The sequence below is a fragment of the Paenibacillus alkalitolerans genome (assembly GCF_016482785.1).
Taxonomy (GTDB): domain Bacteria; phylum Bacillota; class Bacilli; order Paenibacillales; family YIM-B00363; genus Paenibacillus_AE; species Paenibacillus_AE alkalitolerans.
Window position 1 is genome coordinate 91,335 of the sequence record NZ_JAEMXM010000015.1, and the last position, 26,476, is coordinate 117,810.

A 26,476-nucleotide genomic window follows, 5' to 3' on the forward strand; every position below is an offset into this window, starting at 1 on the left:
CCCTGTTCTTCGCAGCTCATGCCTTCTATTTTCAGTGTCACGTTTGTCATTTTAATTTCTCCTTCGCATCATTTTTACAATACTACCCTACCCTATATTTCACTTAGAAAAATAAACAGCATCACTTGCCGCGCCTTCCGGTTCAATATTCATCTCATCAGTTTATTCATCGTCGTCATGAGTTCGGATAATACTTCCGTATCGCCTTCTTATGTCCGATTCCTTAATTGCCATTACACTCCCCTCCCTTTTGCTATGATAATACCATACCCCCCACCCCTATTCAAGCGACCATACGAAATTTAGGACGAAACGAAAAAGCCCCGCTTACGCAGGACTTGATTGCTTCGCCCGCGGTATTCGAGGACGGGCAGCTCATTTTATCCATTCGGTTAATCGAATTAGTGCGGATATGGGTCAATCAAAAAACCCGGTCAACTTTAGTGTATTCCCCAAGGAAGCGGCCCCTCCCGTCATTTCGCGCGCAGCAGTTCGGTCCACATCTCCGCCGGCTCGTAGCCGAGGCGCCATACCGCGATCCCGGCAAGGTCGTATTTCTTGGCAATGGCGATCCGAGCCTTAATCGTGTCCGGCGTCTCCGCCCAAAGTACATATGTGAATCCGTCCTTGACGTAGGTGTACTTAGTCTGGCGGTTATATCGATCATACTCGGCCTTTTCCTCTACGGAAGCGAGCAGCTTCGGCAGGTATTTCATCATCATCGCGCTGGTGCCGACAAGCTTGCCGTTGTCGTCGAGCTTCCACACGCGTATGTAGAACGGAATGCCCAGTATGATTTTGCTCTTCGGGATATCGTAACTGAGGTAATTTGTGACGCCTTCCTCGAACCATGGCAAGCCGGATACCGGGCCCGGCGATGTGCTTCCTTTCCAGTATTGGTCGTAAGCCATAATGACGACGGTATCGACTATACCGGCGAGCTTCTCATAATCATAACCCGATATATCGTTATACTTGAGATGTCCGCGCGGGAGGTCGATGGAGACTGTCAAACCTTTGCGGTGCATCGCATCCGTAAAGTCTTTGACGAAGGCCGTGTACGCATCGCGGTCCTCTGGGGCAATCGCTTCAAAGTCAAGGTTGACGCCGCTTGCTCCGAGTTCCGTCAATCTGTCGGCCAGCTTGTCGATGAACTTCCGCTGTCCGGCGGGGTTTTGCAGGAATGCGCTTGCCAACTCCGAATCGTGGCTGTTAATAACGGCCGGCATGACCTGCGTGCCCCGGGTTTTCAATAGTTTGACAAACGCCGGATCCGACGTATCGATCATCGAACCGTCGGGCGCGGACAGTACGAACCAGGTCGGTGAATCGATGTCCAGACCTTGCGTATCCGCCACCTGAGCGAGCGCCGCTTTTTTGCTTGACGAACCGTTCCAGCCCATGTACAAGAGCTTGCGGGTGTTGTCCCAGACCGGCCTGCCTTCCGCTGTTCGAATGCGGGAGTTTTCAAGCATCCCTGCATAGCGCAGCGCGGCTTTAAGGGTATGGAACGATCGGACAAGACGGTTGCTTTGATAGACCTGCAGGTAAGGAACATTCGTCCACCAAACTTCGCCGCTCTTAACGACTTCCGTTCCAATGAACGACTTGGCATACGCTGCGGCATTGTCGACGCTGAAGAAGGTGCGGATCTCTTTGCCGTTGTGCCTTACGGAATACGGAGGCAGATTGGAATGAACCACCTTGCTCGTGGCGGTATTAACAACCTCGCTGCGGGGAACCGAGGCAGAAGCGCGGATCGCATCCGGCAAGAAAGCATACTTCGTACCCCCGGTGGAAACACCGTCCACAAACAAATCGTAGACAGCCGGTTTTTTCCGCTCCGCGCTTTTCCGATCCGTCGTCATATTGTCCCAAACCCACTGATTGGTTGCCAAATCCATAATGTGCGAGTTGGCCCAAAGCTTTGCCTCCTGTTTTGCTTTGGCCAGCGTAGAGAATCGCCAGGAAGGCAGTGACTTCTCCCCTTGGAACAATTGAAACCTGGCGTGCCGGCTGTACGCCCAGCCCGTCCGCTCCAGATCCCGGATATGGACATCCGTAAGCGTCTTTGCCAGAGCCAACGCATCGGTATAGGATTGAAATTCCCATTCGGGCCGCGTCAGCCCGCTCTGATAAACCACGTAGCGGGGAAGGTTGTCCCAAACCCATTGGCGCGTGGAGATCTTTTCCACATGGCTATTGCGGAAGCGCTTGGCGTAGGCGACCGCCTTAGACAGGGAGGCGAATTCGTGAAGCGCCTTGTCGTTCTGGTAGACGCGAAATGTGGCGATCTCGGCTTCACTGCCGGCTGCGGATGCCTGAATTCCGGGCACGACGGCCTGCACGATCAGCAGCAACGCAAATAAAAGTCCCAGTATTGATTTCATGTCTCTCTAAAGTACTCTCCTCTCTCAATCTACTAAAGACGGAAAAGACACCTAGGGTTGCATCAGGAAGGTTCGACAAAAAGTTACAATTCCCTCTGTATGAAATGAAAACGCAACTTTAGAACCGCAACGCGGCTGGAAACGCCGGGAACTTCTTGTTCACCGGGGTCTTTTGGTATATGTAAAGCAGACTGCCTCTTCCGAATGAGAATGTACCTGCGTCGGCCGCCGGAATCCAAGATGGCGGCATCGGCACCGCATCTGCAATGCAAAAAAGCGGCCGAACAAGGAGCAATTCCTGTTCAACCGCTTTTTCGGTTTAGTCCATAATTGAACCGCAGGTCAGGTTCACGATCGTTCCGGTCATTGTGCTGGCCCGATCGGAAGCCGCGAAGACCGCCGCATTGGCAACCTCGTTCAGGGTCGGGAGACGTCCGAGCGCGGTACCGTTCTCCATGTACGTCCTCACATCATCAGCCGGCTCAGGCCATGTCTCCGGAATGGCATCGGACCGCAGGCAGACGAATACTAAAAATGACCATGCATAGTAGATCACAGCTTCATTCAGAACCCTGTCATTCACTTCAAATATCAAAAAGTATACGCCAATCCCGCTTCCATCGAACTTCACATTAAATAGCTCAATAGACTTCATTACAGCCATAATACTTACAAAAACGCCTATCAGCGATAACGCCGTAACCGTTATCTTCTTCAACCATATCCCCTCCGTCATGGCACTCCAATCAACTATTTTTATATTTAGACGGCTGAATGCCAAAATATTTGCGGAATTGCCGGCTGACGTTTTTTCATTGTAGTAGTAATGTTACATTCCCGTCTGAGCCGTTTCTTCCGCCCCACGTTCGGGATTTAAGCCATTTTCCTGAACCCATGTCCACATAGCGGCAAAAATAGGCTGCAGATTCCGCCCGCGCTCAGTCAGCTCATATTCAACGTGTAGGGGCACCCCGGGATACAGCGTGCGCGTAATAATTCCCTTCTCCTCCAGCATTCGCAGCCGATCCGTTAACGTCTTCGGGCTAATCGGGTGCAGCCTTCGCCGCAGCTCTCCAAATCGCTTGGTGCCGACAAACAACTCCAGCAGAAGAGGAAGGGTCCACTTGGAGTCCAAGATTTCCAGCAAAGGATCAACGGCTTCGATACAAGAGCGATCCATCATCGAGGTTTCCTCCTTAGTTCATTTTATGAAACTATTGCACTTTAATGTAACTACTTTTCAAAATGTACCACAATCCATTACCATTGAAAACAGCGGGAGGGAAAAATATGAAAAACGCATTATAAAGGAGGGAGGCGACAATGAAAAGACCTTTTGAAGTGGACGTGGCTGAGTATCCGTTCAAAGACCGCTGGCTGCCATACCGCGACGGAAATATACATTATATTGACGAAGGAAACGGACCGACGGTTCTTCTCCTTCATGGGAATCCGACGTGGTCATATCTTTACAGGAATGTCATTAAGGAACTGCGTGGTGAATTCCGTCTTATCGCTCCGGATTATCCCGGCTTCGGGATGTCCAGAGCGCCATCCGGCTATGGGTATACCCCGCAAGAGCATTCGGAGGCCATATCGGACTTCATCCTCCGCTTGGATCTGAAAGACTTTATACTTGTTGTCCAAGACTGGGGCGGACCGATCGGCTTTAACTACGCCGTACGGAACCGGGATCAACTGCGCGGCATCGTCGTGATGAACACTTGGGGCTGGCCTGCGACGCTGCTTCCGATGAAACTTTTCTCGCTTGTAATGGGAGGCCGGCCTCTCGGGTATTGGCTGCAGACTCGCCTCAACTTCTTCGCCAAGGTCATCGTACCGCACGGCATCCACCATGCCGAGAAAGTGACGGAAAGCCTGAGGAAAGCTTATACCGCCCCTTTCCCGACACCGGAGTCCAGAATCCCGACATGGATATTCCCCAGACATATTCGCAAGGCCCGGCCTTGGTTGGCGGATATTGAATCGGGACTGCCGTCGCTATCCGATTTGCCCGCGCAAATATTGTGGGGGACGAAAGACAGCGCCGGCTTCCCGCTTGAAGCCATGGCCAAATGGCAGAGCTATTTGCCGATGAACGAAACCGAAATCCTCGACGATGCTTCTCACTATGTGCAGGAGGATCGGCCGGATCGGGTAGCGGCATCAATTCGAAAAATATGGACAAGAACGTCAGGAGGAAAACACATATGAAAACTATTTTATGGGCAACATTAACCGCTAACGGCAATTATGCGCAAACCAGCCCTGATAATCTACCGAAAAAAGAAGCGCTGGACGACTTCGCGACACACGCCAAAGCTGCAGGAAATTTCGTTGTCGGACGTAGAACATTTGAGCAAATGCAAGATCCAGGAAGAGTACCCCACGAGGAACGGGTAAACGCGGACGGCCCTTTTGCCGGGATCGATATCGTTGTTATGTCCAAGAGCATCCAAGACATCCCCGGTGTAACGGTTGTAAGATCTCCTCAGGAAGCCTTGGACTACTTGCAGGGAAAAGGCCACCATACCGCTCTCATTAGCGGCGGTGCGGATATCCACAATTCGTTTCTAAGCCAAGGACTTGTAGACGAAGTGATCTTCAATATAGCGCCTGTACTGGAAGGTAAGGGCCTTCATCTCATGATCGACACAGATCATTATACGTTCAAAGATGTCCAGCTTCTGGATACCAAGCCGCTTGGCGGCGGCGTCGTGCAGATGCATTACGCGGTTAACCGCTAGAGTGTCATAGTAGAATCAAGTGCTAGATTGGCCCTAAAAATGAAACAGCGGCGGGACTACACGAGACCTGAAATCATGCTTATGTTTGGCGGAAATATGGCTAAGGTCCATATTGAGATGAGGCGGCAGGTAAAAAGGTATCCGTAGATACCCAAAACAGGTGTAATTCAGATCGAGGAAGCTGCCCTCATCGAGCAAAAAAACCAAAACGAGAGCAGTGAGGGAATATAGAGCATAGAGGCCGGGATCATTTCCCGGCCTTTTTTCTTTACGAATCGCTACTTCTTTAATCTTTGTACGAATCTTTCTACAAAGTAAGAGGTAATGGCAGAAACAATTCCAACAAACAAACCACTGCCTAGTCTACTAAGGTTAATATCTCCATCTAAATACCATCCAAATAGAACCCAAATAACGAAGACTATAATACCTCTAACGATGTGAGGTAGCATAAAATATCACCCCCCAATATTTACAAATATACCACTTTACAGTTTGATGCAAAAAAGGCCGGGGCTTTAATTCCCTCGGCCTTTTTGATTCAACTTCTCTTGCGAACATCTGATCTAGTGCCTGAAGTAGCTGGCCTTCATTCACAATAACCAGTTCACTAACTACATGCACATGTAGTTAGTTTATTTCATAAGGAGAGTGACAATGAATATTGACCAAGAAGAATAAGTACATACGCATCCTTATATTTCTTCTCGCTGATGTTTTTGTTCAATTTACCCCGAGTGAGGGAACCACGCTCCCGGACCCATGTCAGGACCTCACAGGTCCGTCTCCATANGCTGATGTTTTTGTTCAATTTACCCCGAGTGAGGGAACCACGCTCCCGGACCCATGTCAGGACCTCACAGGTCCGTCTCCATAATCTCCGGAACCATCTCATAAGCAATCGGACGCAACCGTTCCGCGGCGGAAGCCGGAATACTGCGGTACGGCCAGCGCATCCTGCAGCCTACATCGGCCCAGCCGCCGATTACGGACATAAGCTTGTCGCAAGCCGCGTTGCAGTATCCCTGCTCCGTGATGAAAGGAGATATGCAGTGCGCCATGAACCTTTGTATGCGTCTTTCGATATCAAGAGCGCGCTCCATGTCGGAGCTCATCAGATCATACCAGCGCTGCGCACCGAGAGGATTAAGACAAGCCACGTTGGAATAAGCTCCATGGGCACCCTGAAGCAAACCGGTTGCCAAGCAGTGGCCCGGTATAAAAACCGAGATTCCTTGCCCATGCTCCTTCATGGATTCATACCACGACGAATCTCCTCCTGCAGTTTTAATTCCAACCAAGCTAGGCACCGCTTGTTTCAGCTTGCCATACGCCTCCGGCGTTAAAACCCTTTTGGCATGGGGTGGATTGTACAGCACCAAGCCAATGCCGTCAGCCGCCTCCGCCATCCGCTTCAGACAATCAATCGCCTCATCGTCTCTTAGCGGAAACCAATCGGATAAGATGACTTGAATTGCGCTTGGTCTATATTTCACCGCACGCTTGATACGAGCTAACGAGAGCTGCGGGCTCATGTGACTCGCGCCGATTTGAAAAGGTACACCCTTGCGTTCGCATCGGTCAGCCACAATCTCGCTGATGCGGATATACTCCTCATCGCTTTGGGTATGGAATTCCCCGGCGGTTCCATTCGTATACATCCCGTTCAGTCCGAGCGCCGCCATGTAATCGACAACCTGCTCCAACCGAATAAAGTCAATTTGATCATCCTCGTTGATCGGAAGCATCAGCGTTCCCCAATTGCCGAATATCTCATGTGCCGCCATCGGCTTCATAGACTCTCCTCCAAACATATCGGCTTTCCTTCCAACTCATTGCTTCACTTTCAAAACACGACCCTTGATATATCAATGTTATTGACGTATCAAGGGTCATATTCGGATCAAGTTTTCGGTTTCTTCTTGCCCTTCGTTTCTTTAAAGTTTGCAACCAGATGCACGGCTTCCGTTTCCATCGTGAATATATAAGATTCTTTCCTGCTGACTACCTTATCTCCAAGGGTCCAGCTCACGAACTTATAGCCCGCATTGGCCGCAGCCGTCACCTTCACGCTGTCGCCTGCAATATAGCTTCCGGCTCCGGCAACCTTTCCTCCGCCGGACGGATCGGCGGTTATAGTAACAGCGTAAACGCGGACTAAAGCCGAAATAGCGGCCTGCAGATCTGCCAGAACCCGATCGACCCCTGCTTGCGTTATTCCGTCGCTGTCCAATTCCGCTTCCGCTGCCGTCACGGCCGTCTGCATGACCGACCAGCTTTGCGGAGTATAGTCCGCTTGAATTCGCGATTTCGCATCCGCCAATGCCGTATCCAAAGCCGTTGAATCAACGGGCGGCTGTGATGCAAGCGCCACAATTTCCTCTGCGCTCAAACCATAGTTGTACAGACGCACCTCATCTATGTTCCCATTCCACGGGCGGTCGGCGCCGCTTTTCGCTTTACCGATCCTTAACACATTAGAACCGTTGGAAACGTTAAATGAAGAAGTGTCTTTATTTGCCGCTTCTACCCCATTTACATAAATATACAGCTTATTTTGCTTCCTCTGGAATGCGAGATGCGTCCATTCTCCCGGACTTATCGCGCCGTTCGCCGTCCATACGATGGTTTCGGCGCCGTTAAAGCCGGTACTGAACTGCACGGCGGTTCCTGAAGTGCGCGCCCACCATTGGCTGATCGGTGCCGTATTGTTTCCGTACCAGAACAGAAACCGTTGTCCGTCCAATTGATCGGCCCGTACCCAGGCGGTTGCGGTAAAATCGCCTGTACCGAACCGCATGCCGCCGCTATCCGCCCCGGTAATATCGATATGATGGGTCGAGCCGCCGAATCGGACCGCTTTGCCGATATAGCCGGGTACATAGGTTGCGCCGTTGATTATAGCACTGTCATTTCCCATCCCTGAAGAATCATATATGCCGTTGACGTCCGTTTTCTCGAATTTCCAATTAGCGACCAGCTGTTTTTTCTTAAAATGAGCGACGAGATCAACCGCTTCGGTACCCAATACAAAGGTGTAATCCGGATTTTCGCTCACTACCGATCCGCCTTGCGTCCAGTTGACGAATTGATATCCCGTGCCGGCCGCAGCGCTCACGGTTACCTCGGAACCTTGCAAATATTCCCCGCCTCCGGTTACGGTTCCCCCGTATGCCGGGTTCGCTGACACAGACACCATATGGGCGATCGTCGTTTCGAAATGAGCTACGAGGCTGACCGCTTGCGTTCCCATCGTAAACGTGTAAGTCGGGTCCGCGCTCACTTCCGCCCCGTCTTGCGTCCAGTTCACGAATCGATAATCCGGGTTCGCCGAAGCCGTTACCGTTACGCTCTCGCCCTCTTGCGCATAGCCTCCGCCGGTAACGCTCCCTCCCTCCGGCGGACTGGCCGTTACCGTTACCGGACGTCCGGATACAAGAGCCGAAATAGCGGCTTGCAAATCCTGCTCCGCTTGATCGACTCCCGCTTGGGTAATATCATCGCTGTCCAATATGGTGTCGGCAGCCGCCAAGGCAGCCTGCAGATCGGCCCAACCTTCAGGAGGATGATCATCCTCGTTCAATGCTTTGGCCTCAGCGATCTTCGCCTCAAGCTCCGTTGTATCGACAGGAGATTTTGCCGCCAGAGCCTGTATTTCCGTTTGACTCAGTCCGTAGTTGTACATTCGGATCTCATCCATTTTCCCGAGCCATCCGCGGTCTCCCGACTTCGCCCTGCCGACATACAAATTCGTCTCCGGTCCTCTCGATATATCCAGCGGAGTCGAGCCTTTCCTTGTTTTCCTGACGCCGTCCACATAGATTTCCATCACGCCGTTTTTTCTTTGGGTTACGATGTGATGCCATACGCCGGCCCTGATCGGCGCATCCGATGTGGATGCGTTCACTTCCGTTCCTGCGCCTTCGGGTTTATTGCCGGTCGAAAACTCAAGATTTGCCGTACCCGTAGCTGCATTCGGCTTCGTGCGCACCCACCATTGGCTGATATCGCTCAGGTGACGCCCATACCAGAAGATCACATGCTGTCCGTTCATTACATCATCGGCATACACCCAGGCGGTTACGGAAAAATCTCCGGTACCGAACTTGGTTGCATCGATGCCCGGAACATCAAGGAGCTCTTTCTCTTCTAAGGTCGACCCGTTCGGCGAGTTATCGAATTTCAGAGCTTTGCCGATATATCCTTGTTCATAGTCAATGCCCCTGAACGCGGTAACGGCGCTGTTTCCATACCCGGACGAATCGTACAAATCGCCGGCGTCGGACTTTTCGAACTTCCAGTTGGTAACCAATCGTTTCTTGGCAACCCTGAGCGTATATGTGTTCGTTTGATCATTTGCAGTAACCGCAACCTGAATCTCCGCCGATTCGCCGGGCAGCTGCACTTCGAAAGCTTCACCGCTGTTAGCCGGCTGGCCGTTAACGGTAATCGCCGGGCTGCTGTTCGGATAAGCGGTAGGAGTAATATGAATGCTGGAAACGTTCGCATCCACCCTTACGTCATAAGAATAGATTTCGCTGATAAAAGAAGGCGCAAAATCAACCCCGTCTCCGGATATCGTTAGATTATTCAGCTGCGCCATCGGCGGCGGAGACGTGAGCCAGTCTATTCCGAACTTCTTGACGGTCAAATACTTATAGGGGTCCCTTTCGTAGAAAACATATATAGATTTATCCGGCCCCACGGCAATGTCGGAATAGGCCGCGCCGCCCAGCTGCAGGAGCCTTGAATACGCCCATGTCTCGCCGTCATCCTCGCTCATTCGGAGGGTGAGATGCTCTCTGGCCGTTTCGCTGTTCGGATTTACGAACAGGATCCGATTCTCGTCGTAGCGGACCATGCTGCCGAAGCATAACGGGTCGACCAGCTCCTCGTCAAATACAGGCGTTGACCAGTTACTTATCCCGTCAGGACTGACAGAAACCGCTCTGCGATGGCCGGAATCGTTATTCCGCATGTTAATCATGACTCTTCCGTCAGACAGCTCGACCAGCGTCGATTCATTCGGATTCGACAGCTCGGGACTGTTCTCGGCGACGATTTCGCCGATATGCCATGTATTTCCCCGGTCGTCGCTGTAAATGGTCGCCACCGCCGAAGGGCCATGAGCCGTAGGGTTCGCCTCGCCTCCGTTCGCCATCCAGACCGAAGCGAGGAGCCGCCCGTTGCTGAGCTGTATCCCATGGCCCGGACCGGTGGCGATCACCCGCCAATCATAAGCAGATTCGTGGAAAGCGTACGTAATGTCGGCAGGCTTGGACGAACTCGGATCCGTCGGATTCGTCCAGGTCACCCCGCCGTCGGTGCTCTTCAGATGGAACGTCTGCGCGTATTCTTTGCTGAATAGAAAATGCACCGTGTTCGTGTCCTTCTCCGCAATCATCACCGGGTTATTCATCGTGCTCTGGGTGGAAACACCGTCAACAAGCTTGACCGGCGCGCTCCACGTTAAGCCGTTATCAGTGCTCCGGACCATCAGAATGTCGATATCGGCCCAGTCGGAGGTCGTCTTTCTTGCCTCGCAGTATGCGATCAAGGTTCCGTCCTGCGTCACGACAATTCCCGGTATCCTGAATATTTCATAATACTGCCCGTTTATCGTCGATTTCTGGGTAAACAAGTCCGTCATGGTTGCAACGTTATCCGTATTCACGGAAGCCTCCGCCTTCACCGGCACGCTAAACGACATTTGAGTAAAAAGAATACACATCATAACAAGGACGCAAATCCTTTTATTGAAAACTTCGCGCATACTTCTCCTCCTTTTTCAAAAACAGTCCCTATGAATTTTCACGACCAGCTTCACTAGAGGCGCCGCTCCATCCGGATCCGGACTGCAATTCGGACGATGATGCTCCCCCTTTCATCATCCTTTCACCGCCCCTGCAGTCAAACCGCGGATGAAGCTTTTCGAGCCGAGTACGAAAATGAGGATCAGCGGCAATATCGCGAACAGCAGCCCGGTCAGCCTGGCGCCGTAGTCCGTATAGTAAATATTTCCGAGCGATTTGATGCTCAGCGGAATCGTGAACAACGATTCTTTGTTGACCAGCACGAGCGGCAGCATATAGTTGTTCCAAGACCACAGGAAGATGACCATGGATAAAGTCGCGACGGCGGGCTTTATGACCGGCAGCACGATCTGCAGAAAGATTCTGAATTCGTTGCAGCCGTCCACCCTTGCGCTCTCGATCAGCTCCGTATGCAAGGAGGATTTGATGTACTGCGCCATCCAGAACACGCCGAAAGCGTTCGTCGTCCATACCAAAATAAGCGGGACGAGCGAATCCGTCAGATGCAAAAACCGCATTTCAATCAAATAACCGATCATCCCGATTTGCGGAGGGATCATCATCGTCCCGATGATAAAGGCGAAAAAAGCCCCCCGCAGCTTAAATTCGTATTTCGTCAAGGCATACCCCGTCATCGCGCTGATAAACACACATACGGCCGTGGCCGTAACCGATACCAAAATACTGTTCCAATAACTGTGAAAAAAGCTGCTCCCCAGCACCGTTCTGAAGTTGTCCGCGAAATAGGCGCCGGGCAAAAATATTTTTCCTTTAAAGATATCTCCGGTCACGCGGGTCGTCATGACGATCAGAAAGTAGAAGGGCAGGATGGAAATGACAGAAACCAGGAGCAGCAATACGTTCAGTGCCGTTCTTCTCATCACTAATCCTCTTTCTTCATTAATTTATAGCTGACGGCGCTGAACGCCATAATGATCAAGAATAGCGAAAAGGCGACGGCCGACCCGTACCCGAATCTGGAGGTGGCGAAGGTAACATCGTAGAAATGCCATACGACGGTAAGCACCGAACGGTCGGGGCCGCCGACGGACATATTCGCTCCGTCTCCCGCAAACAGCAGCTGCGGTTCGTCAAACATCTTGAATCCGCCGATCAAGTCGGTCAGTATGAGGAACATCGTGATCGGCGCGAGCAGCGGCAAAGTGATCTTGAAGAACGTATTGGCCGGAGACGACCCGTCCACCTTTGCGGCTTCGTACAGCTCCGAAGGTATCGCGCTCATGCCCGCCAAATAGATAGCCATGTGATACCCCGTATATTTCCAAATGATCATAAGCGAAGTCACCAACCGCGCATTTAACGGTTCCCCGAGCCAATTGATCCCTTCCTGAAGCAGGCCCGTGCGGATCAGCGCCGTGTTTACGACACCCGCCGACCAATCGAACAGCAGCGCGAAGATCAATCCGATCGCTACAGGCGTTGTAATATACGGAATGAAGGTTACCGTCTGGAAGAACGATTTGAATCTCGGAAGATTGAAGAGAAACACGGCGAGCAGCAGCCCGAAAACAATCGTCGCCGGAGTCGACATGAGCATGATCAACAGCGTATTGCCGACCGATTTCCAGAAAAAGATGTCTTTCGAAAATACGTGCACGTAATTTTGAAGACCTATAAATTGTTTTTCGCCGATCCCGTCCCAACTCGTAAAACTGATGACGAAGGAGTACAAAATCGGGTAGATTTGGAAAGCGAGATATAACAGCAGGAACGGAGCCATAAACAAATAGGGCCACGCTTTCATGCCGATGCGGACGGGTCCGCCTTTCTTATGCAGAGTCTCCGATTGGGTTCCCATACTTGTATCTCTCCATTTGTCTTTAGTGCGTAAGAAAACTACGACTGACCAAGTAAAACATATAAGTTGTCGAGTCAACTCGCTGCCGAAGGTCCATTTTTGGTAAAAATGTAGTCTATTTTTGCCGCCGGGATGAACGTTTAAAACATTAGGTGTGTCGTCTTGCCGCAGTAGGTGGATGTTCGTTAAATGGTCAGTCGTAGAAAAAGACAGCTATATTCGAATGGATTCTTCTATAGCTGCCGTTTCCGTTGATAATACAGAATTTTTAGCCGTGAAAACCCTTGTCATTAGGCATGAGATGAATCGGCTTCGAGCAAGGACTGCCTGGGGCAGTTCAGTTGCTCGACACTCATCGGTTTGATAAAATAAAAACAGGTGTTCGCTCATTGAAAACAGCATAGATATGAGGTTGCTCGGACGTAAAGTAGACTTTCCGAGCGTAAAATCTATGGAGTCCGTCAAGCACAAGACGTAAAAACATCTGAACGCCCACCTGTGGTAGATGGTAACAGTCTGCCAGCCTAAGATGCTATATGCACTGTCTTAGGACGGGCTGATGGCACAGCCCTGAACTTGGGAGTTGTACGAAGCAGAAATGAACTGAGTATGCTAACTACCCAAGAATCCCACGGCTTTAGCTGTGTGGAGTGTCAATTCACTTCAATGCCCGGCACCTTCGCTTTGATCTCCTCGATCAGCTTCGGAAGAACGTCATCCAGCGTTGCATTCTTATCGGAATTCAAGACGTTAAGCGCAACCTTGACCGAAGGAGTGAGAATCGAGTCATATTCCGAAATTTTCGGCAGGCTGATTTTCGGCACCACGTCTTCCATCCAGAACTTCCCGACATCCTGCCCGGCGAAGAACGGATCGACGACGGAAGAGAATTGCGGGTCTTCATATACCGATTTCAACGGAACGAAGAAGTTTAACGTCTTGCTGATTTCCGCTCCTTCTTTCGTAAGCAGCAGCCATTCGATGTATTTCCACGCCAATTCTTTGTTCTTGCTGTCCTTGTTGATCCCGAATACCGTTCCGCCCCAGGAGAACGGGCCTTCCGGCGGTATCATGAGTCCCCATCTTCCGGAGCCGTCTTTATCGTTCGTCTTGATCACGAATTGCGGGCTCCAGTTCGCCGAGGGATAGAAGATATGCTGTCCGCCCGCGAAGCTGGCGTTCCATTGCGGAGACCATTGCTCAAGCTTATCCACGATTCCGGCGTCTCTGATTTTGATGATCGATTCCAGAGCGATTTTCACCCGGCCGGTTACGTTCAACGCGCCGTCTTGCAGCAATGGCGTCTGGTTTTGGCCCAGGAAGAGATTGTACAAGTCGCCCGTGCTTGCGAACATGAACACTTTGCCGCCGCTCTTTTCCTTTACTTCTTTACCTTTCTCGATCAGAGCGTCCCATGTCGGGAACATCGCTTCCAATTCCTTCGGATCGTCCGTACCGAAGTATTCTTTCGCCAAGTCGCGGCGGTAAGCGAAAGCCGCGGGCGTTACGGATTGCTCGATTCCGACGATTTCCCCCTTAGGGTTGCTTGTCAATGGATGCAGGTAATCGAACACCAAGCTTTTGTCGAAATTGTACGGAGCCGCTTCAAGGTTTTCCCAGACATTCAGGTTGAAAGCTTTACCCCGCCAGCCCATCTCTCCGACCAGAAGGTCCGGAAGCTCTCCTCCGGATGCGATGGTCGTCTGCAATTTCTGCAAATAATCTCTCGCAGCCACGTTCGTTACTTCGAGCTTAATATTCGGGTATGTTTTATTGAATTCTTTGAACGTCGTATCATAATAGTTTTGGTCCCATCCCCAAAGGGTGATCGTTCCGGCGTAATCCTCGGGCTTCTTTTCTGTTTCTGCCGCTTCGCTTTCGCCGGAAGTCTCGGCTGCCGTCTCTTTCGCGGGTTCGGTTGCTTCCGGCGAGCCTTCCGACGCCGAATTGCCCGAATTGCCGGATCCGCCGCATGCCGCCAGCATGGATGCCAGCATGGCCAGCACAACGATCACGGAAAATAAGGACTTGATTGTTTTACTCATTGACAATCCCCCTGCAATAAAGTGTGGTTTGCGGTACATCTACAAAATAACAATTTGAATCCGCTTTCAAAACACGATAATCCGGTTATTTTGTATAAAATCCGGGGGCGCTCAAAGGTATTTCAATCGAGACGAGCGTGCCTTTGCCGATTTCGCTGTCAATCCGAATATCGGATAATGATCCGTAATAGCTGCGAATACGGTCCCTGACATTGGCCAAACCGATCGGGCGCATCCCGGAACCGGGATCGCTGATTTCGTCGCCTCTGCCGAATTTTTCAATTAATGCAGCGTCCATGCCGACACCGTTGTCCGCGATCTTGATCTGAAGACGTTGGTCCGCCCGAAGCAAGGAGATGGATATCGTCCCTTGTTCGGGATTCGGAATAATTCCATGGAACAGCGCATTTTCGACAAGAGGCTGAAGAAGGGTTTTGGGAATCCGCTCCTCCCATACCTGTTCATCCACGCGCCAGTCAACGGCGAACCGTTCCGGATAACGGTAATTTTGAATCGTCAGATAGTCCCGCACATGGCTGATTTCCTCTCTCACGGTCGCGAAATATCCGTCCTTCGCAACGGTAACGGTATCCTGCAGAAGCCGGATGAAGGACTCCATCATCTTCACGATATCGTGATTGCCTTGCTCCCGGGCCATGTAAATAACCGTATTCAAGGTGTTATAAATAAAATGCGGATTGATCTGCGACAGCAGCAGGTCGATTTGCAGCCTCCGCTTGATGTTCTCGTCTTCGATCGATTGATCGATATACTTCCGGATATCCTGCAGCATGCGGTTGAAGCCGTTGCCGAGCAGCTCGATTTCGTCGCCGCTGCGTATGGACACCACGGTATCGAGCTTGCCCATGGCGGCTTGCTTCATGGCGTTCGTCAGCCTAAGGATCGGTCTCGTAATGTTCGCAATAACAGGCGTCAATGTAAGCATGATGAGGAGAATGCTCGCCATAGTCGATACGGTAAAGAAATAATAGACGAAATCGATCTTCTTTAATACGTCTCGTTTGGATTTGAACGTAATCAGCTTCCAATGGTCGAACATCGCTTGGTTGACGTGAACGATTTGTTCGTTCGTTTCCTCTTCGTAGGCGGATCCGGAACCGGCCCGTTCAAGCAGCGGCTCGATCGGCACGGACTCCTTCCCGATTTCTCCGGCGGACAGAAGCGGGCGATTGTTCGCATCCAATAAATAAACCGCATCATAATCGGTTAGATCGGCAGGCATCGCTCTCATCAAGTAATCCAAGTTGATGTGGACGATCAGATGATGCAGCTTGCTGCGGGGATTCAAATCAGGATTATAGTTAATGATGTAGCTAACGGCGTTGATCTTTGCCTGCCCCGGTTTCCAGACGTGCCTCTCGGAAAATCCGGAAAATACGTTCCGATTTATGAAATTTGTATGCCAGTCTTCCTCCAAGCTGCTTGAATAATAGCTGTTGAACAACGGGTTCGAGGATATGACCTTCCCGTCTTTAGCGACCAGAACGACGCTGTCGATATAATCTTTAAGCAGCAAATAGTTTTTCAGTTTCGTGGACAGCCAGTCTTCGCTGCTAAGACGCTCATAGAGGTCCTCCGAGTATAAAGAATTAATGCGCAATTGGATGTCTCCGTCCACAATGATGTATTGGGCCAGCTGCCGGATATCGTCCTGAATGTACCGGATTTGCCCCGAGGCTTGCCTGATCTTGATCGCTTCGTCTTTCATAACCTGGATCTTAAGAATGTTTCGAAAATATCCGCCCGTGAAGATGCCGCTGACCAGAAGGGCGACGGTAATAATCAAAGCCGCGCTGAAGATGATCTTGGCTTTAATTCCCCGCCTCATTTGCCCTTCACCGTGCTTTCCGTAAATTCTTGAGGTGTTAAGCCTGTCCATCTTTTAAACACTTGACTAAAATATTGGCTTGTCTTGTATCCGACCAGCTCGGAGATTTCATAGATCTTGTATTGGCCGGTCATCAGCAGCTCTTTCGCTTTCTCTACGCGGCAGCCGGTCAAATAATCCGAGACCGTTCTGCCGACCTCGGCTTTGAACAGATGGCGGAGATGGTCGCCGCTAACCGACAACGCTTCCCCGATGGTCTCCGCAGTCAGCTCTTCCTTATAATGCTCGTGAATGTAGCGTACCGCTTGTTGAACCTTCTTGGAGTAGGATGCGGCCTGAGATGAATATTCCGTGATGCGGCCGATCTCGTCTATGAACCATTGCTTGATGTCTTCCAAGGAATGCCACCTGCCGCTTTGCGCTGCGCCATGTTTCCGGACTAAATCGCCGTAAGACGGCATGCCTTTGCTCTGCATCTGCCGTTCCATGATGCGGATGAACTCATTGCAAATCAGCTTCAAGCCCTCGGGATGGAAACGATCCGTCTTCATTTCCGCAAATACGGCTTTCAAACAGCGCGCGAGCTCCCTTTCATCGTGTTGATTCGGAAGGTTTCGTATATGTTGGGCTTTGCTCCGCCACTCTTCGAGGAGGCCGCTGTCCGGCAGTTTAAGCTCCTGCGCGTATTTTATCGTTTGTTTGCCGTACAGAATAAATAAAGAGGACTTCTTGTCCAACTCGCGATACAGCTTTGGAAGCGCCTCCATTTTGGTGAATGCTTGGGATATCAAGATCGATACGGACCGGCCCCGCTTAGCCGCTTCAGACTGCAGCATGGATGCGGTTGAATAGGAATCCGACAACAATTGCCTCTCCCCCGAGTACGCTGCGGCTGAATAGAGTACGAGCTGTTTTCCACTATTCAGGACAACAGATTCAATCCATTGCAGTCCACGCGATTCACCATTTCCACATATTTCCCCCCATTCGTCCGCATTCGGAAGTGCACCTGATATAGAATAATCGCCGATATCGAGGACCGGAAACGGAACGTCGGCATGCAAATAAAACAAGAGAAACCTTGTTCCGGATTCTCTCGCGCTTCGTTCCACTGTCTCAAGCACATGGCCCGGAAGCTCGCCGCCTTCCACAACACCCTTCAAGTGCTGCCGGAATACGAACCGCTCCCGCTCCGCTTCAGCCTCCAGCTCCCGCTTCAGCTTGATCAACTGCTCCGTCAAATTGTCGGCATTGGTGTCATGCTTCAGCATATAACCAGATATTCCGATCTCCAACGCCGATTTCGCATATTCAAAGTCCTTATAGGAAGTAAGTAAAATGATCTTTACGCTGCTGTTATTGGCAAGGATCCGCCGGCTCAGCTCAAGCCCGTTCATGGCCGGCATACGGATGTCCATAAAGATAACTTGCGGTTTCACGGCATCCGCCATTTCCAATGCCATGTTCGCCGTGAATGCTTTCGCCGCGACAGTAAAACCAAGCTCTTCCCAACAAACTAAATTTTCAAGATGTCTAATTGCCAATATTTCGTCGTCCACGATCATAATTCGAATCGGTTTCATCACGATCTCCTCTAGTTCCCATCGGTGATTTGTTTGACGATCAGCAGGTACGGAAATATTTCCCTTGAATAGCAGATTGGCCTCATACGGCAAAATGATCTCCACTTCCCCCGGTAATCCAGTTCTTGTCGTAGGGAAGCGGCATTTTGTCAAAATCGGTGCCACTCTCGCTGTTGTATATGACCTTATATGACGGCCTGTGTGCAACCGCTTACAGTGAATGCCGAGCAGATTGCGATCAGCACGATTGTCGGTAAGATTCGTCTTCAGCCGATGCGTTTTATGTGTATCTCCCCCTGTTGAATCTATGAATCTATTTTACATTAGCGTGGGTGTGGGTCAATGTTATGGGACAGAAATGCCCTACTACAAGATGATTAGTAGGGCGGGATCTTGCACATGCACTGAACTGCCGGATAAAATACATGTACTTGCGTATTCAACTACTTGTATACCTTGCAGGTGCTTTAAACACTTCACGAAAATGCCAAGCAACAAAGTGTTCTCGCGGAGCATAATCAGGATGGATCGGACTGCGTATTTCTCTCCCATGATACTTCATTAACCAGTCTTCAAAACCCTGGGTACCACTTGCATCCTCGGCAACAAGCAGTGCTCTTTCAGATGAAATCGTAAAAACTCCACGGTCAAACAGTTTGTGATGCAACGAACAAAGTGCAATCCCATTATCTTCCCGATCAGGTCCACCGGCTTGGTGCCATTGAATATGAGCGGCTTCAACCGCAACAAGATTCTTCCCTAACCGAACATTGAACCCGCAAATCGCACACCTTTGCTCATACGCTCTCAAAACTCTCTCCCGGAAATGCGGATCACGTGATCTTCTCTTAATTAAATTGAAGTTAAGTCCGACCTCCTCAAGTATATCTTCATGCATCGTGTCTGGAAAATGTTCTTCCAACACTTCCATTGCGATCTCCATGACTAACGTTTTGTTTCTATCCAATAGCAAAATAATGTCTTCATTAAAACTACCAGCTACTCCTTCTTGGAGTAGTTTTTTGTCGTTAGGACTTCTTCTATCAACTTCTGTACTGAGTTGCCATATCCCGTCCCCGACTAACCGAACGAACGGCTCTTCTGGGTGGTATGATTTACGAGATGGACCGAACTCAATGAGTAAATTTTTAAGTTTATGTCTTACTTCCTCATATGGCAGTTTTGTTTTTCCATTTAAATACTGCCCCAATGCATAGAGAATTAACAACGGTTTATGAGGAGCTCTTTGCCCGTTTTTCTTCCATATGGTTAGTTTCGTAAGTTTTTCCTTCAGTTCTTGTATATTCATAACGGTCCCCGCAAAAGTTATTAGCCTTTGATAATAATACAACTGCAATATTGTAGCCAACTGAAACCAAATACAAGCAATGCTTCCCAACTCGTCTATTACGAGGCCGTTACTCGGTGAACTGTAATCTGTATCCAATAAGATTAAGAGATAGTAACAGCGATGTTTAAAGAAAAAATTTAAAAATTATTCATACAAGGCAATTGTCCTTATTGTTGGTTCGAATAATAATATATTGCCTTGACTAACAACTCGCTTGACTTCTGTAAAGATGACGAAGGTCCCTACAATTAATGTTCTTAAAAAAACATATTTTGGCTCAGATAGGTGTCTAATCTTTACTATTTGATTAATTGTTGTTGTTGTAACAGATAATGTAATAGTATTCTGTTCAAAATCGATAAAATTACCACGAATACTAACTAACTCACTCTCGGGAAACGAATGATCAAAATATCGGTTACACCGGAATTTGAAAGAACAAATCCTGCAGTTCTGAATTTCAGGATTAGCAAGATCATGAAAGCTCCTGCTAGATGACTCAATTCCTGTGATAATCGAATTTACTTCATTTAATAATTCAACAACTTTTTCAGCAAGGGCATTTGCTTGTTTAATGTCTACAATTTCCTCATATGGTTGGCCTTTAAAAGGGACTATTCTAAAACGTAATCTTTTCTCTGGAAATGCCTTATGCAAGATCGCTGAGTAAAATAACATCTGCTGTTTTATTGAAATTAAAATTCTAGACTCATCATCAAATATTACTCCAGATTTGTAATCTTCAATAAGGATTTCATTTGAGGAGACGAAGACAACCCGGTCTGGTCTCCCCTTGAGTTTTCCTCCAAAAACCTCTATTTGCTTTTCAATAAATTGCCCGCTTGTTCTAATTACTGATCTGTTTGACTTTCTAGCTTGATATAACTTGTGTGTTATTACTTTAAGACGAGCTAAACGCATGTAATATCCTGGCCACTTTTGAGGTGAAGAATATTGAGTCGGGTATATACTATTCTTCGATTTTACAAAAAGATCCGAACATAGCTCATCATATTGTTTATCTATTTCTTCTGCCAACTTTCCTTCTTGAACATCATCAAAATTTCCTCTCCCTAAACTTTCAATAATTCGATGACAGACAGAACCGATCAACGTTTTTGGATTTAGATAAATAAATTCTTTATACTGAGGCGATCTGGATAATACTCCTTGCAAGGCACATTTTCTAAATGTTTCATAACTACTTGGAGTAAAATGTGTAATTTTCTCTGGTAATGGCCAGTCGAGTAATCTCATCTGTCTTGTCCTTCAATCACTTTTTGGATTACCCACGTTGGCCGGCGAATTAAATCAAAAATGTTGAAATGTCTAACTACCCTTGCATTTAGTTCGGCCTCTGCAGTCGCCTGGCTTAACTCACGAGTGAAATAATCCTCATTAGTAACATTCCAAAATGGGTGTCCGAAGAGGACAATAGTTTCATCATCAATATTGAATTTAAGACCGGGAACATCAGAAAACCAAGTAGGTTCGATACTCCCATTAAAACTTTCAGTAAGATTATCAAGTGACTTTTCAACAGACCCCCTCCATCGAATGCTGATTTGCGGAACCTTACCATCTCTTAAAAGTTGAGCAGCATCAAGTCCAAGTCGCCAATCAAGAATGCCGTGGTAATTCATATTTTCATAAGTTCTTAAGCAGTCATAACAAGATGAATCACACTTATGATCTCTGAGTTTAGGTATATAGTTTAGGTCAACACACAGATCATCAAGTATTTTTTTCATAATAGATTCCTGAGCCAAGTATTTTGCATAACCTGCTCCGTTTATTAGACGGTCACCAAGAAAGATTTGACCAGTTAAACTTTGTGCGATGTTATTGTAACTAGATCGGATACCTACTTGTAATTCATCTGCATCCACATCCAAAAGGTTTGTAGCAATCCTCCTGAATAAATAACCGAAAGAGACCAGTCCAGAACGTGCGCCTAGCACAGTTGGATCAAATGTAATCCCTGCTTCAACAGTTTTAGGAGAAATGACAAGTATTTCAGTATTTTTAATTGCAGCAAGAGCCACAGTCTCTTTAACTGAAGATAATGAGGGGGGGATATACTCGTCAGTTCTTGTGCTTGTTTCAATCCAACCTTCAAACTCATTTTGGGCTTTTTGAAAAGTGAATAACGAACCATTTCGGTCATTTATTGTATATACATCGCCTTCTTGGCATGAAAATAATGTGTTATACACTTGACGAGATTGATCGTCAAAATTATTTCCATCCAACGCTAATCTAGGTACAGAGCTTCTTGATGACCATTCAAACTCTTCTGTGTAGTCTCTTTTAATCCAATCACTTCTGAAACCCAAGGGTTCAGATATACGAACGGATTTATATGAGCTTTCAACTGCATCAAGTATCCCTCGGCATGAAGGGCATTCTGCAGGCGGGTTTTTATCAAATAACATATGACAATCTTTACACAAAGCGATTGATTTTACTTCTCCTAGCGGGTTACTTTCAGCCATCACCCTGTTGCCTTGAATCCAATAATGTGCAACACCAACTGCACGGTGTTTCACTTTATCCTTAACAACTTCAGATCCTGGTGCATAGTCGTTAATTGCCATCTCAAGATCTCTGTCTACAGTTTCACTATCCAAATTTTGAACTGAAGTATAGCTACTTTTCCGCCCATGATGCATTAATCTTACCCGTGTCGGGAACCCAAACATTGGCAATAAACCGGCAGCTGCAAGATTCTCACTTAAAGCATTAGAAGAATATCTCGTATCATTAGCTATCCTCGAAATTTCATCAGTGAACATTCCGCTCGTAATAAACATTTTTAAAGTTGTTTTATCTTCTTCAGAAATTTTCGCTTTTATAGAAAGCGCTTGGATTATTGAATCCAAACGCCGCATTCCATCAGAAGATGAAAGATATGTCTGAATGCGGTCTTTAACCGAACTCCAGTCATTCCTGTTTCCAAACTGTCCATGAACACTCTCTCCACCAATATCCTCGCCAGAAATCCCTGTTTCTTTAAACGCATAAAATAAGATTTCTTTGTTTACAACGCGACTGAGTATCTTTTTTGATTGCAAGTCGATATAGGGTTGTGGAGATGGTTCGCCTGTAATTTTATCCAGATTATCAAAATACCAATCATCATGACTTCTGCCACGACATAATGTCAAGCTAACTGACAATGGTGAACCACGGCGTCCGCACCGACCAACACGTTGTTGGTAATTAAACCGCTGTGGAGGCATATTAGACATTGCGACAATACGTAAGGAACCAATATCAACACCGGCTTCCATAGTTGTTGTGACACTAAGAACATCAATTTCATCCACCAGAGGGATATCAGTCGATTCATAAATTCCCTGAAAGAGCTGCTGTCTCTTTAATGCTTCTTCCGGATCAGTTTGCCCCGTCATTTCTTCAGAATGGAAACGACGGACTGTTTTATTATCGATAGATAAGTATCGGTAATAATCGTTCCTGACTGAATCATCAAATGTACTTTCAATTAATGTTGAATAACAATCGGTACACGTACTGCACGATTGATGCAAGTGAATTCTATGACATCTTAGACACGTGAACAGCTTACCGGCATACGGAATAATGTGCAGATGATCCGATTGTAGCAAATAGTGTTTAACACCATGTAATGAAGACATTAGTTTATGTGCACGCTCTAACAATTTCTCTTCATTAATATTATTTACCTTTGCCACTGCTCTCCAATATGCTGTTAACTGTTTCGGAGGCATCTCACTTTGTTTCTTATTTGTATCAAAACGGCGTAAACCTCCCAATATCCTAATGGAGCTATTTACAAGCTCTTTCCAAAAGGCAGGTTCTTTTTCAAGATAATCAATGTACTGTTTATCCAGATCAGAAGTGATTGTTGCTAACGCAATAGATTCTAAGTCCCTTTTTCTCTGAGAAAACAGGACATCTTGAATAACTCTTTCACGCAAGAAATTTTGGATTCTTTCTCGGTAACCTTGTTTATTAGCACTCAAACTGGTTGTAATTGGATAAAGATTATTTCTGTCTAGCCAATTATACATCTCGGTCCAATTAATACCTAAGTATCTCTTTAGAGAGTTTTCCGGTCCTCCTGGATTTATTCCAACCTTAAGCAGTTCAATCTCAATGCTTCCCCACAAATCGCCTAATTTAGGGAAGTTTTCGGCAGATTTTAAAAGTTGCTTTGCTTCTTCTAATCTTGCTGGAGGTAAATTTCTGTTTAATACCAGTCCCTCGATAAGAGTCGCTTCAATAAAGTGTTGGTTCCTAAATGAATCGGCCAATAATTCTTCCTCATTTGTTACCGACTCTCCTTTGACCTGTTTAATAAAACTGCGGACTGCAACATTTTGTTCTCTAACAACTTTCATAACTGCATAACGGATCATTTGCCTGTAATGATTTATTTCCAATTTTGCTGACAACTTTGCCGCATCCTGACGGCTATCCGAAAATAACACTGCTTTTGGTTGCTCTTTTTCTGGTAATTCCCGCATTAAGGCGTCTAACATAACTTGTGCAATCATATCGAAACCGGTTCTTTGTCCCCGAATTGGCGACCTGGTACGTTTCTCACTTTCAATAGGAAGAGGACCTGCCGATGTACGGATCAATTCCCAGTCATCAGCACAGTTAGGGCATTTGATTGGAAATGCAGGAATTTGAGGTACAATATCATTTAATTCGGATATTTGATACCAATGGCCCGTCGCATGATGCTGATCAGAGCATATCTGACCCAATCTGGGTTTGTACTCAGCTTTCTCCCACTTAAACTTTAACTTCTTCTGCTTAGTATTTAGATTATCGTCACCAGAAGGAGTCCTTTCCCATTCTTTTACATCAGTATCTATGTTTAAAGATGGCCAGTAGACTGCATACTGCCCATATTTTTTGATCGGTGGTAACTTATCAGGCAGTTGTTCGATTTCAGGAAATTCTGCGCTTAAGAAGTATTGGTTATACGAATCGGCTGTGTTATCTCGGGTTTTATATCCGCCCAGGAAGTTGTCTCCACAGTTTTGACAGTAGTAAAAATCCAACACCCTTGAACCGCAAGAACATTGAATCCGGGGTTGGTTATATAGTTTGCCAATAGTTCTGCCCGAATATTGATATTGCGGCTCAACTTCTGAGCAATCGGGATTAGAGCACGCCCACAGTCCCTGAAAATTTCTGAAGAACAAATGAGCTCTTAAAGGCAATATAACCTCATTTTTACTTCTTGCTTTGACTACTGCTAACAACAACCCGCCAATAAAACTCAGATCCTGTTCTTCATCGAACAATCGAGAAGAAAGGTATTTAATTGATTTTGGTTTTTCACATTCTGTTACTAAAGCATGTAAAGCCCCGCTCGACTTAAGAACGTTAAATAAGCTCTCTTCAGGTGCATTTGAATGATATATCACTCCGAAATCATTACATAAGGTGCTGCATGCAGCAGTCCAATCAGCAGATTCACCGACTTTATAGAATTCTGCAAAGTTATTCTTTCTAAGTTTGAATTCATGACTGGACGGATAAACCTCTGCGCTTTCGCGTTCACCTGTAATAATTTCAAAGTTATTAATTGGGACACCAAAAAAATCTTCCAAAAACTGTTTTCCATTGTCATCAAGAGATGCACTTGTAGCCATTATTCTCAGTTGAGGGCTATCAGGCTTAAGTCCAAGTCTATCCAATAATGCGCGAAGAACGTAAGAAACTTCAGTCCCAGCTGTGCCGCGGTAAGCATGCAATTCATCAAGAACCAAATGAAATGTATGATTGGAATCTTCTTGTAGCCATTCACGTGTTTGCTCGAATATCTTTTGCTCAATTTCTCTGGTTAAGATTATATTTAACATACTAAAATTAGTTATTAAGATATCCGGGGGTGAATCTTGCATATCCCAACGGGATATTATTTCAGAACCATCCACCTGGTTGAGAAATGCAAGCTTCTCATCTAATTTCGCTGATAATTTGCTTTGAATAAGTTGAATTTCAGAGGAATTCCATTGGGGTGCAGACAAGATCTTAGAATCAATTTCATTTTGAAGTTCCACAGAAATCTCTTGCTTTATCTTAAAGTCTGGATTGTTCGCCGCAGCACGGATCATATTGTCAAAGTGAGAGCGAAGTTCATTTTGTTTGGCCAGCATTTTTTTCATTGAGTTTCTTAACTGGCTTAATTTATTGGAGTTTGTCGGTTTACCTGGCACCGGTGTTTTGCCTGTATATCGACCAAAATAAATCTTGTTATTTCTTCTGTTTTTCTTAAACCATGTTCTCACTTGATCGCTATCTAATGCTTTCCTCAATCGCACCAGTTGATCTTCAACAAGAGCATTAAGCGGATACAATATTAGGCCGCGTACTGCAGCCTTTCGTTTTTCATGATTTCTTTTAGAGAGCCATTTACTTTTCGTAACAAACCAATCTTCTGCACTAGCGTTTGGGGTTGCCCAAGATTTGGATTCAGTAAGGATATTTGAAATAAGAGGCATAAGGAAGCTTTCTGTCTTGCCCGATCCTGTACCCGAAGTAACCACTATGTTTTTCTTATTACGTACGACCTGTTTAAATGCTTCGTACTGATGTTTGTGCATTTTTAGCTTCGAACTAAATAAACCTAAATCTGCAAAATCGGCAAATTCAGTATCAATACCTAACTCAATGCAAACATCTTTAACATGCATCCCTGAGCTCTTGAAAGGAGGTAGTGCTTCGATATAAGGATATTGGTAAATATTACCCTCTTGCTCTAATATCGCTCTTCGTTCTTCTGATAATTTATCATGTCCTAGAGCAAAAGGGCTATCCATATACCGAATATACATTTCTTTCATTCTTTCGAACAACCCGAGAACATTCTCCATA

15 protein-coding genes are annotated in these 26,476 nt (G+C 47.2%); 2 read left to right on the forward strand and 13 right to left on the reverse strand.

The genetic code is table 11. The features are described 5' to 3' along the window. Positions 1 to 473: 473 nt before the first annotated feature. The 3 genes from JET16_RS20535 to JET16_RS20545 all read right to left on the reverse strand — a co-directional run bounded on the left by JET16_RS20535 (position 474) and on the right by JET16_RS20545 (position 3,573). Positions 474 to 2,390, reverse strand: coding sequence for a glycosyl hydrolase family 18 protein (locus tag JET16_RS20535; protein WP_199619812.1), 1,917 nt, complete (start codon positions 2,388 to 2,390; stop codon positions 474 to 476). A gap of 319 nt (positions 2,391 to 2,709) precedes the next feature. Next, positions 2,710 to 3,108 carry an SDR family oxidoreductase gene (locus JET16_RS20540; protein ID WP_199619815.1) on the reverse strand — a complete coding sequence of 133 codons (399 nt, stop codon included), beginning with the start codon at positions 3,106 to 3,108 and terminating at the stop codon, positions 2,710 to 2,712. Positions 3,109 to 3,219: 111 nt separating this feature from the next. Beyond that, positions 3,220 to 3,573: a winged helix-turn-helix transcriptional regulator gene (locus tag JET16_RS20545; protein WP_199619818.1), complete on the reverse strand. Its 354-nt coding sequence runs from the start codon at positions 3,571 to 3,573 to the stop codon at positions 3,220 to 3,222. A gap of 140 nt (positions 3,574 to 3,713) precedes the next feature. Between JET16_RS20545 and JET16_RS20550 the strand changes: the two genes are divergently transcribed. Both JET16_RS20550 and JET16_RS20555 read left to right on the forward strand, forming a co-directional pair. After that, positions 3,714 to 4,604, forward strand: a complete 891-nt coding sequence (locus tag JET16_RS20550) for an alpha/beta fold hydrolase (protein ID WP_199619821.1) — start codon at positions 3,714 to 3,716, stop codon at positions 4,602 to 4,604. Further along, entirely contained in the window at positions 4,601 to 5,137 is a 537-nt protein-coding gene (locus JET16_RS20555) for a dihydrofolate reductase family protein (protein ID WP_199619824.1), read from the forward strand. Before JET16_RS20550 ends, JET16_RS20555 begins: the two co-directional genes overlap by 4 nt. Positions 5,138 to 5,994: 857 nt before the next feature. Here JET16_RS20555 and JET16_RS20560 read toward each other — a convergent pair. The 10 genes from JET16_RS20560 to JET16_RS20605 form a co-directional block, all read right to left on the reverse strand. Then, positions 5,995 to 6,933 (reverse strand): dihydrodipicolinate synthase family protein, encoded by a 939-nt coding sequence (locus JET16_RS20560; RefSeq protein ID WP_199619826.1) that lies wholly within the window; start codon positions 6,931 to 6,933, stop codon positions 5,995 to 5,997. Between the two features lie 107 nt (positions 6,934 to 7,040). Continuing rightward, the gene (locus JET16_RS20565; RefSeq protein ID WP_199619828.1) at positions 7,041 to 10,811 is read right to left on the reverse strand and encodes a LamG-like jellyroll fold domain-containing protein; all 3,771 of its coding nucleotides are present in this window, start codon (positions 10,809 to 10,811) and stop codon (positions 7,041 to 7,043) included. 213 nt (positions 10,812 to 11,024) lie between these two features. Further along, entirely contained in the window at positions 11,025 to 11,831 is an 807-nt protein-coding gene (locus JET16_RS20570) for a carbohydrate ABC transporter permease (RefSeq protein WP_199619831.1), read from the reverse strand. A 2-nt stretch (positions 11,832 to 11,833) separates the two neighbouring features. After that, positions 11,834 to 12,769, reverse strand: coding sequence for a carbohydrate ABC transporter permease (locus JET16_RS20575; protein WP_233531972.1), 936 nt, complete (start codon positions 12,767 to 12,769; stop codon positions 11,834 to 11,836). A gap of 653 nt (positions 12,770 to 13,422) precedes the next feature. Beyond that, positions 13,423 to 14,814, reverse strand: coding sequence for an ABC transporter substrate-binding protein (locus JET16_RS20580; protein ID WP_199619834.1), 1,392 nt, complete (start codon positions 14,812 to 14,814; stop codon positions 13,423 to 13,425). Between the two features lie 85 nt (positions 14,815 to 14,899). After that, a complete protein-coding gene (locus tag JET16_RS20585) occupies positions 14,900 to 16,663 on the reverse strand; it encodes a sensor histidine kinase (RefSeq protein ID WP_199619837.1) in 1,764 nt (587 codons plus the stop codon). Beyond that, on the reverse strand, positions 16,660 to 18,246 hold the full coding sequence (locus tag JET16_RS20590; protein ID WP_199619840.1) for a response regulator transcription factor: 1,587 nt from the start codon (positions 18,244 to 18,246) through the stop codon (positions 16,660 to 16,662). The genes JET16_RS20585 and JET16_RS20590 overlap by 4 nt, the downstream gene beginning before the upstream one ends. Before the next feature lie 439 nt (positions 18,247 to 18,685). After that, the gene (locus JET16_RS20595; protein WP_199619843.1) at positions 18,686 to 19,555 is read right to left on the reverse strand and encodes a phosphorothioated DNA-binding restriction endonuclease; all 870 of its coding nucleotides are present in this window, start codon (positions 19,553 to 19,555) and stop codon (positions 18,686 to 18,688) included. Positions 19,556 to 19,741: 186 nt separating this feature from the next. Continuing rightward, complete coding sequence (locus JET16_RS20600; protein ID WP_199619847.1) at positions 19,742 to 20,854, reverse strand: PD-(D/E)XK nuclease family protein; 1,113 nt, start codon at positions 20,852 to 20,854, stop codon at positions 19,742 to 19,744. Next, positions 20,851 to 26,475 carry a DEAD/DEAH box helicase gene (locus tag JET16_RS20605; RefSeq protein WP_199619859.1) on the reverse strand — a complete coding sequence of 1,875 codons (5,625 nt, stop codon included), beginning with the start codon at positions 26,473 to 26,475 and terminating at the stop codon, positions 20,851 to 20,853. Before JET16_RS20605 ends, JET16_RS20600 begins: the two co-directional genes overlap by 4 nt. Between the last annotated feature and the right edge of the window lies 1 nt (position 26,476).

Bases quoted from the DNA above. Each gene is read 5' to 3' on its own strand.
- JET16_RS20580 (WP_199619834.1), bottom strand. From the start codon at position 14,814: ATGAGTAAAACAATCAAGTCCTTATTTTCCGTGATCGTTGTGCTGGCC.
- JET16_RS20605 (WP_199619859.1), bottom strand. From the start codon at position 26,475: ATGGAGAATGTTCTCGGGTTGTTCGAAAGAATGAAAGAAATGTATATT.
- JET16_RS20575 (WP_233531972.1), bottom strand. From the start codon at position 12,769: ATGGGAACCCAATCGGAGACTCTGCATAAGAAAGGCGGACCCGTCCGC.
- JET16_RS20550 (WP_199619821.1), top strand. From the start codon at position 3,714: ATGAAAAGACCTTTTGAAGTGGACGTGGCTGAGTATCCGTTCAAAGAC.
- JET16_RS20590 (WP_199619840.1), bottom strand. From the start codon at position 18,246: ATGAAACCGATTCGAATTATGATCGTGGACGACGAAATATTGGCAATT.
- JET16_RS20555 (WP_199619824.1), top strand. From the start codon at position 4,601: ATGAAAACTATTTTATGGGCAACATTAACCGCTAACGGCAATTATGCG.
- JET16_RS20535 (WP_199619812.1), bottom strand. From the start codon at position 2,390: ATGAAATCAATACTGGGACTTTTATTTGCGTTGCTGCTGATCGTGCAG.
- JET16_RS20595 (WP_199619843.1), bottom strand. From the start codon at position 19,555: ATGAATATACAAGAACTGAAGGAAAAACTTACGAAACTAACCATATGG.
- JET16_RS20570 (WP_199619831.1), bottom strand. From the start codon at position 11,831: ATGAGAAGAACGGCACTGAACGTATTGCTGCTCCTGGTTTCTGTCATT.
- JET16_RS20600 (WP_199619847.1), bottom strand. From the start codon at position 20,854: ATGAGATTACTCGACTGGCCATTACCAGAGAAAATTACACATTTTACT.
- JET16_RS20545 (WP_199619818.1), bottom strand. From the start codon at position 3,573: ATGATGGATCGCTCTTGTATCGAAGCCGTTGATCCTTTGCTGGAAATC.
- JET16_RS20585 (WP_199619837.1), bottom strand. From the start codon at position 16,663: ATGAGGCGGGGAATTAAAGCCAAGATCATCTTCAGCGCGGCTTTGATT.
- JET16_RS20560 (WP_199619826.1), bottom strand. From the start codon at position 6,933: ATGAAGCCGATGGCGGCACATGAGATATTCGGCAATTGGGGAACGCTG.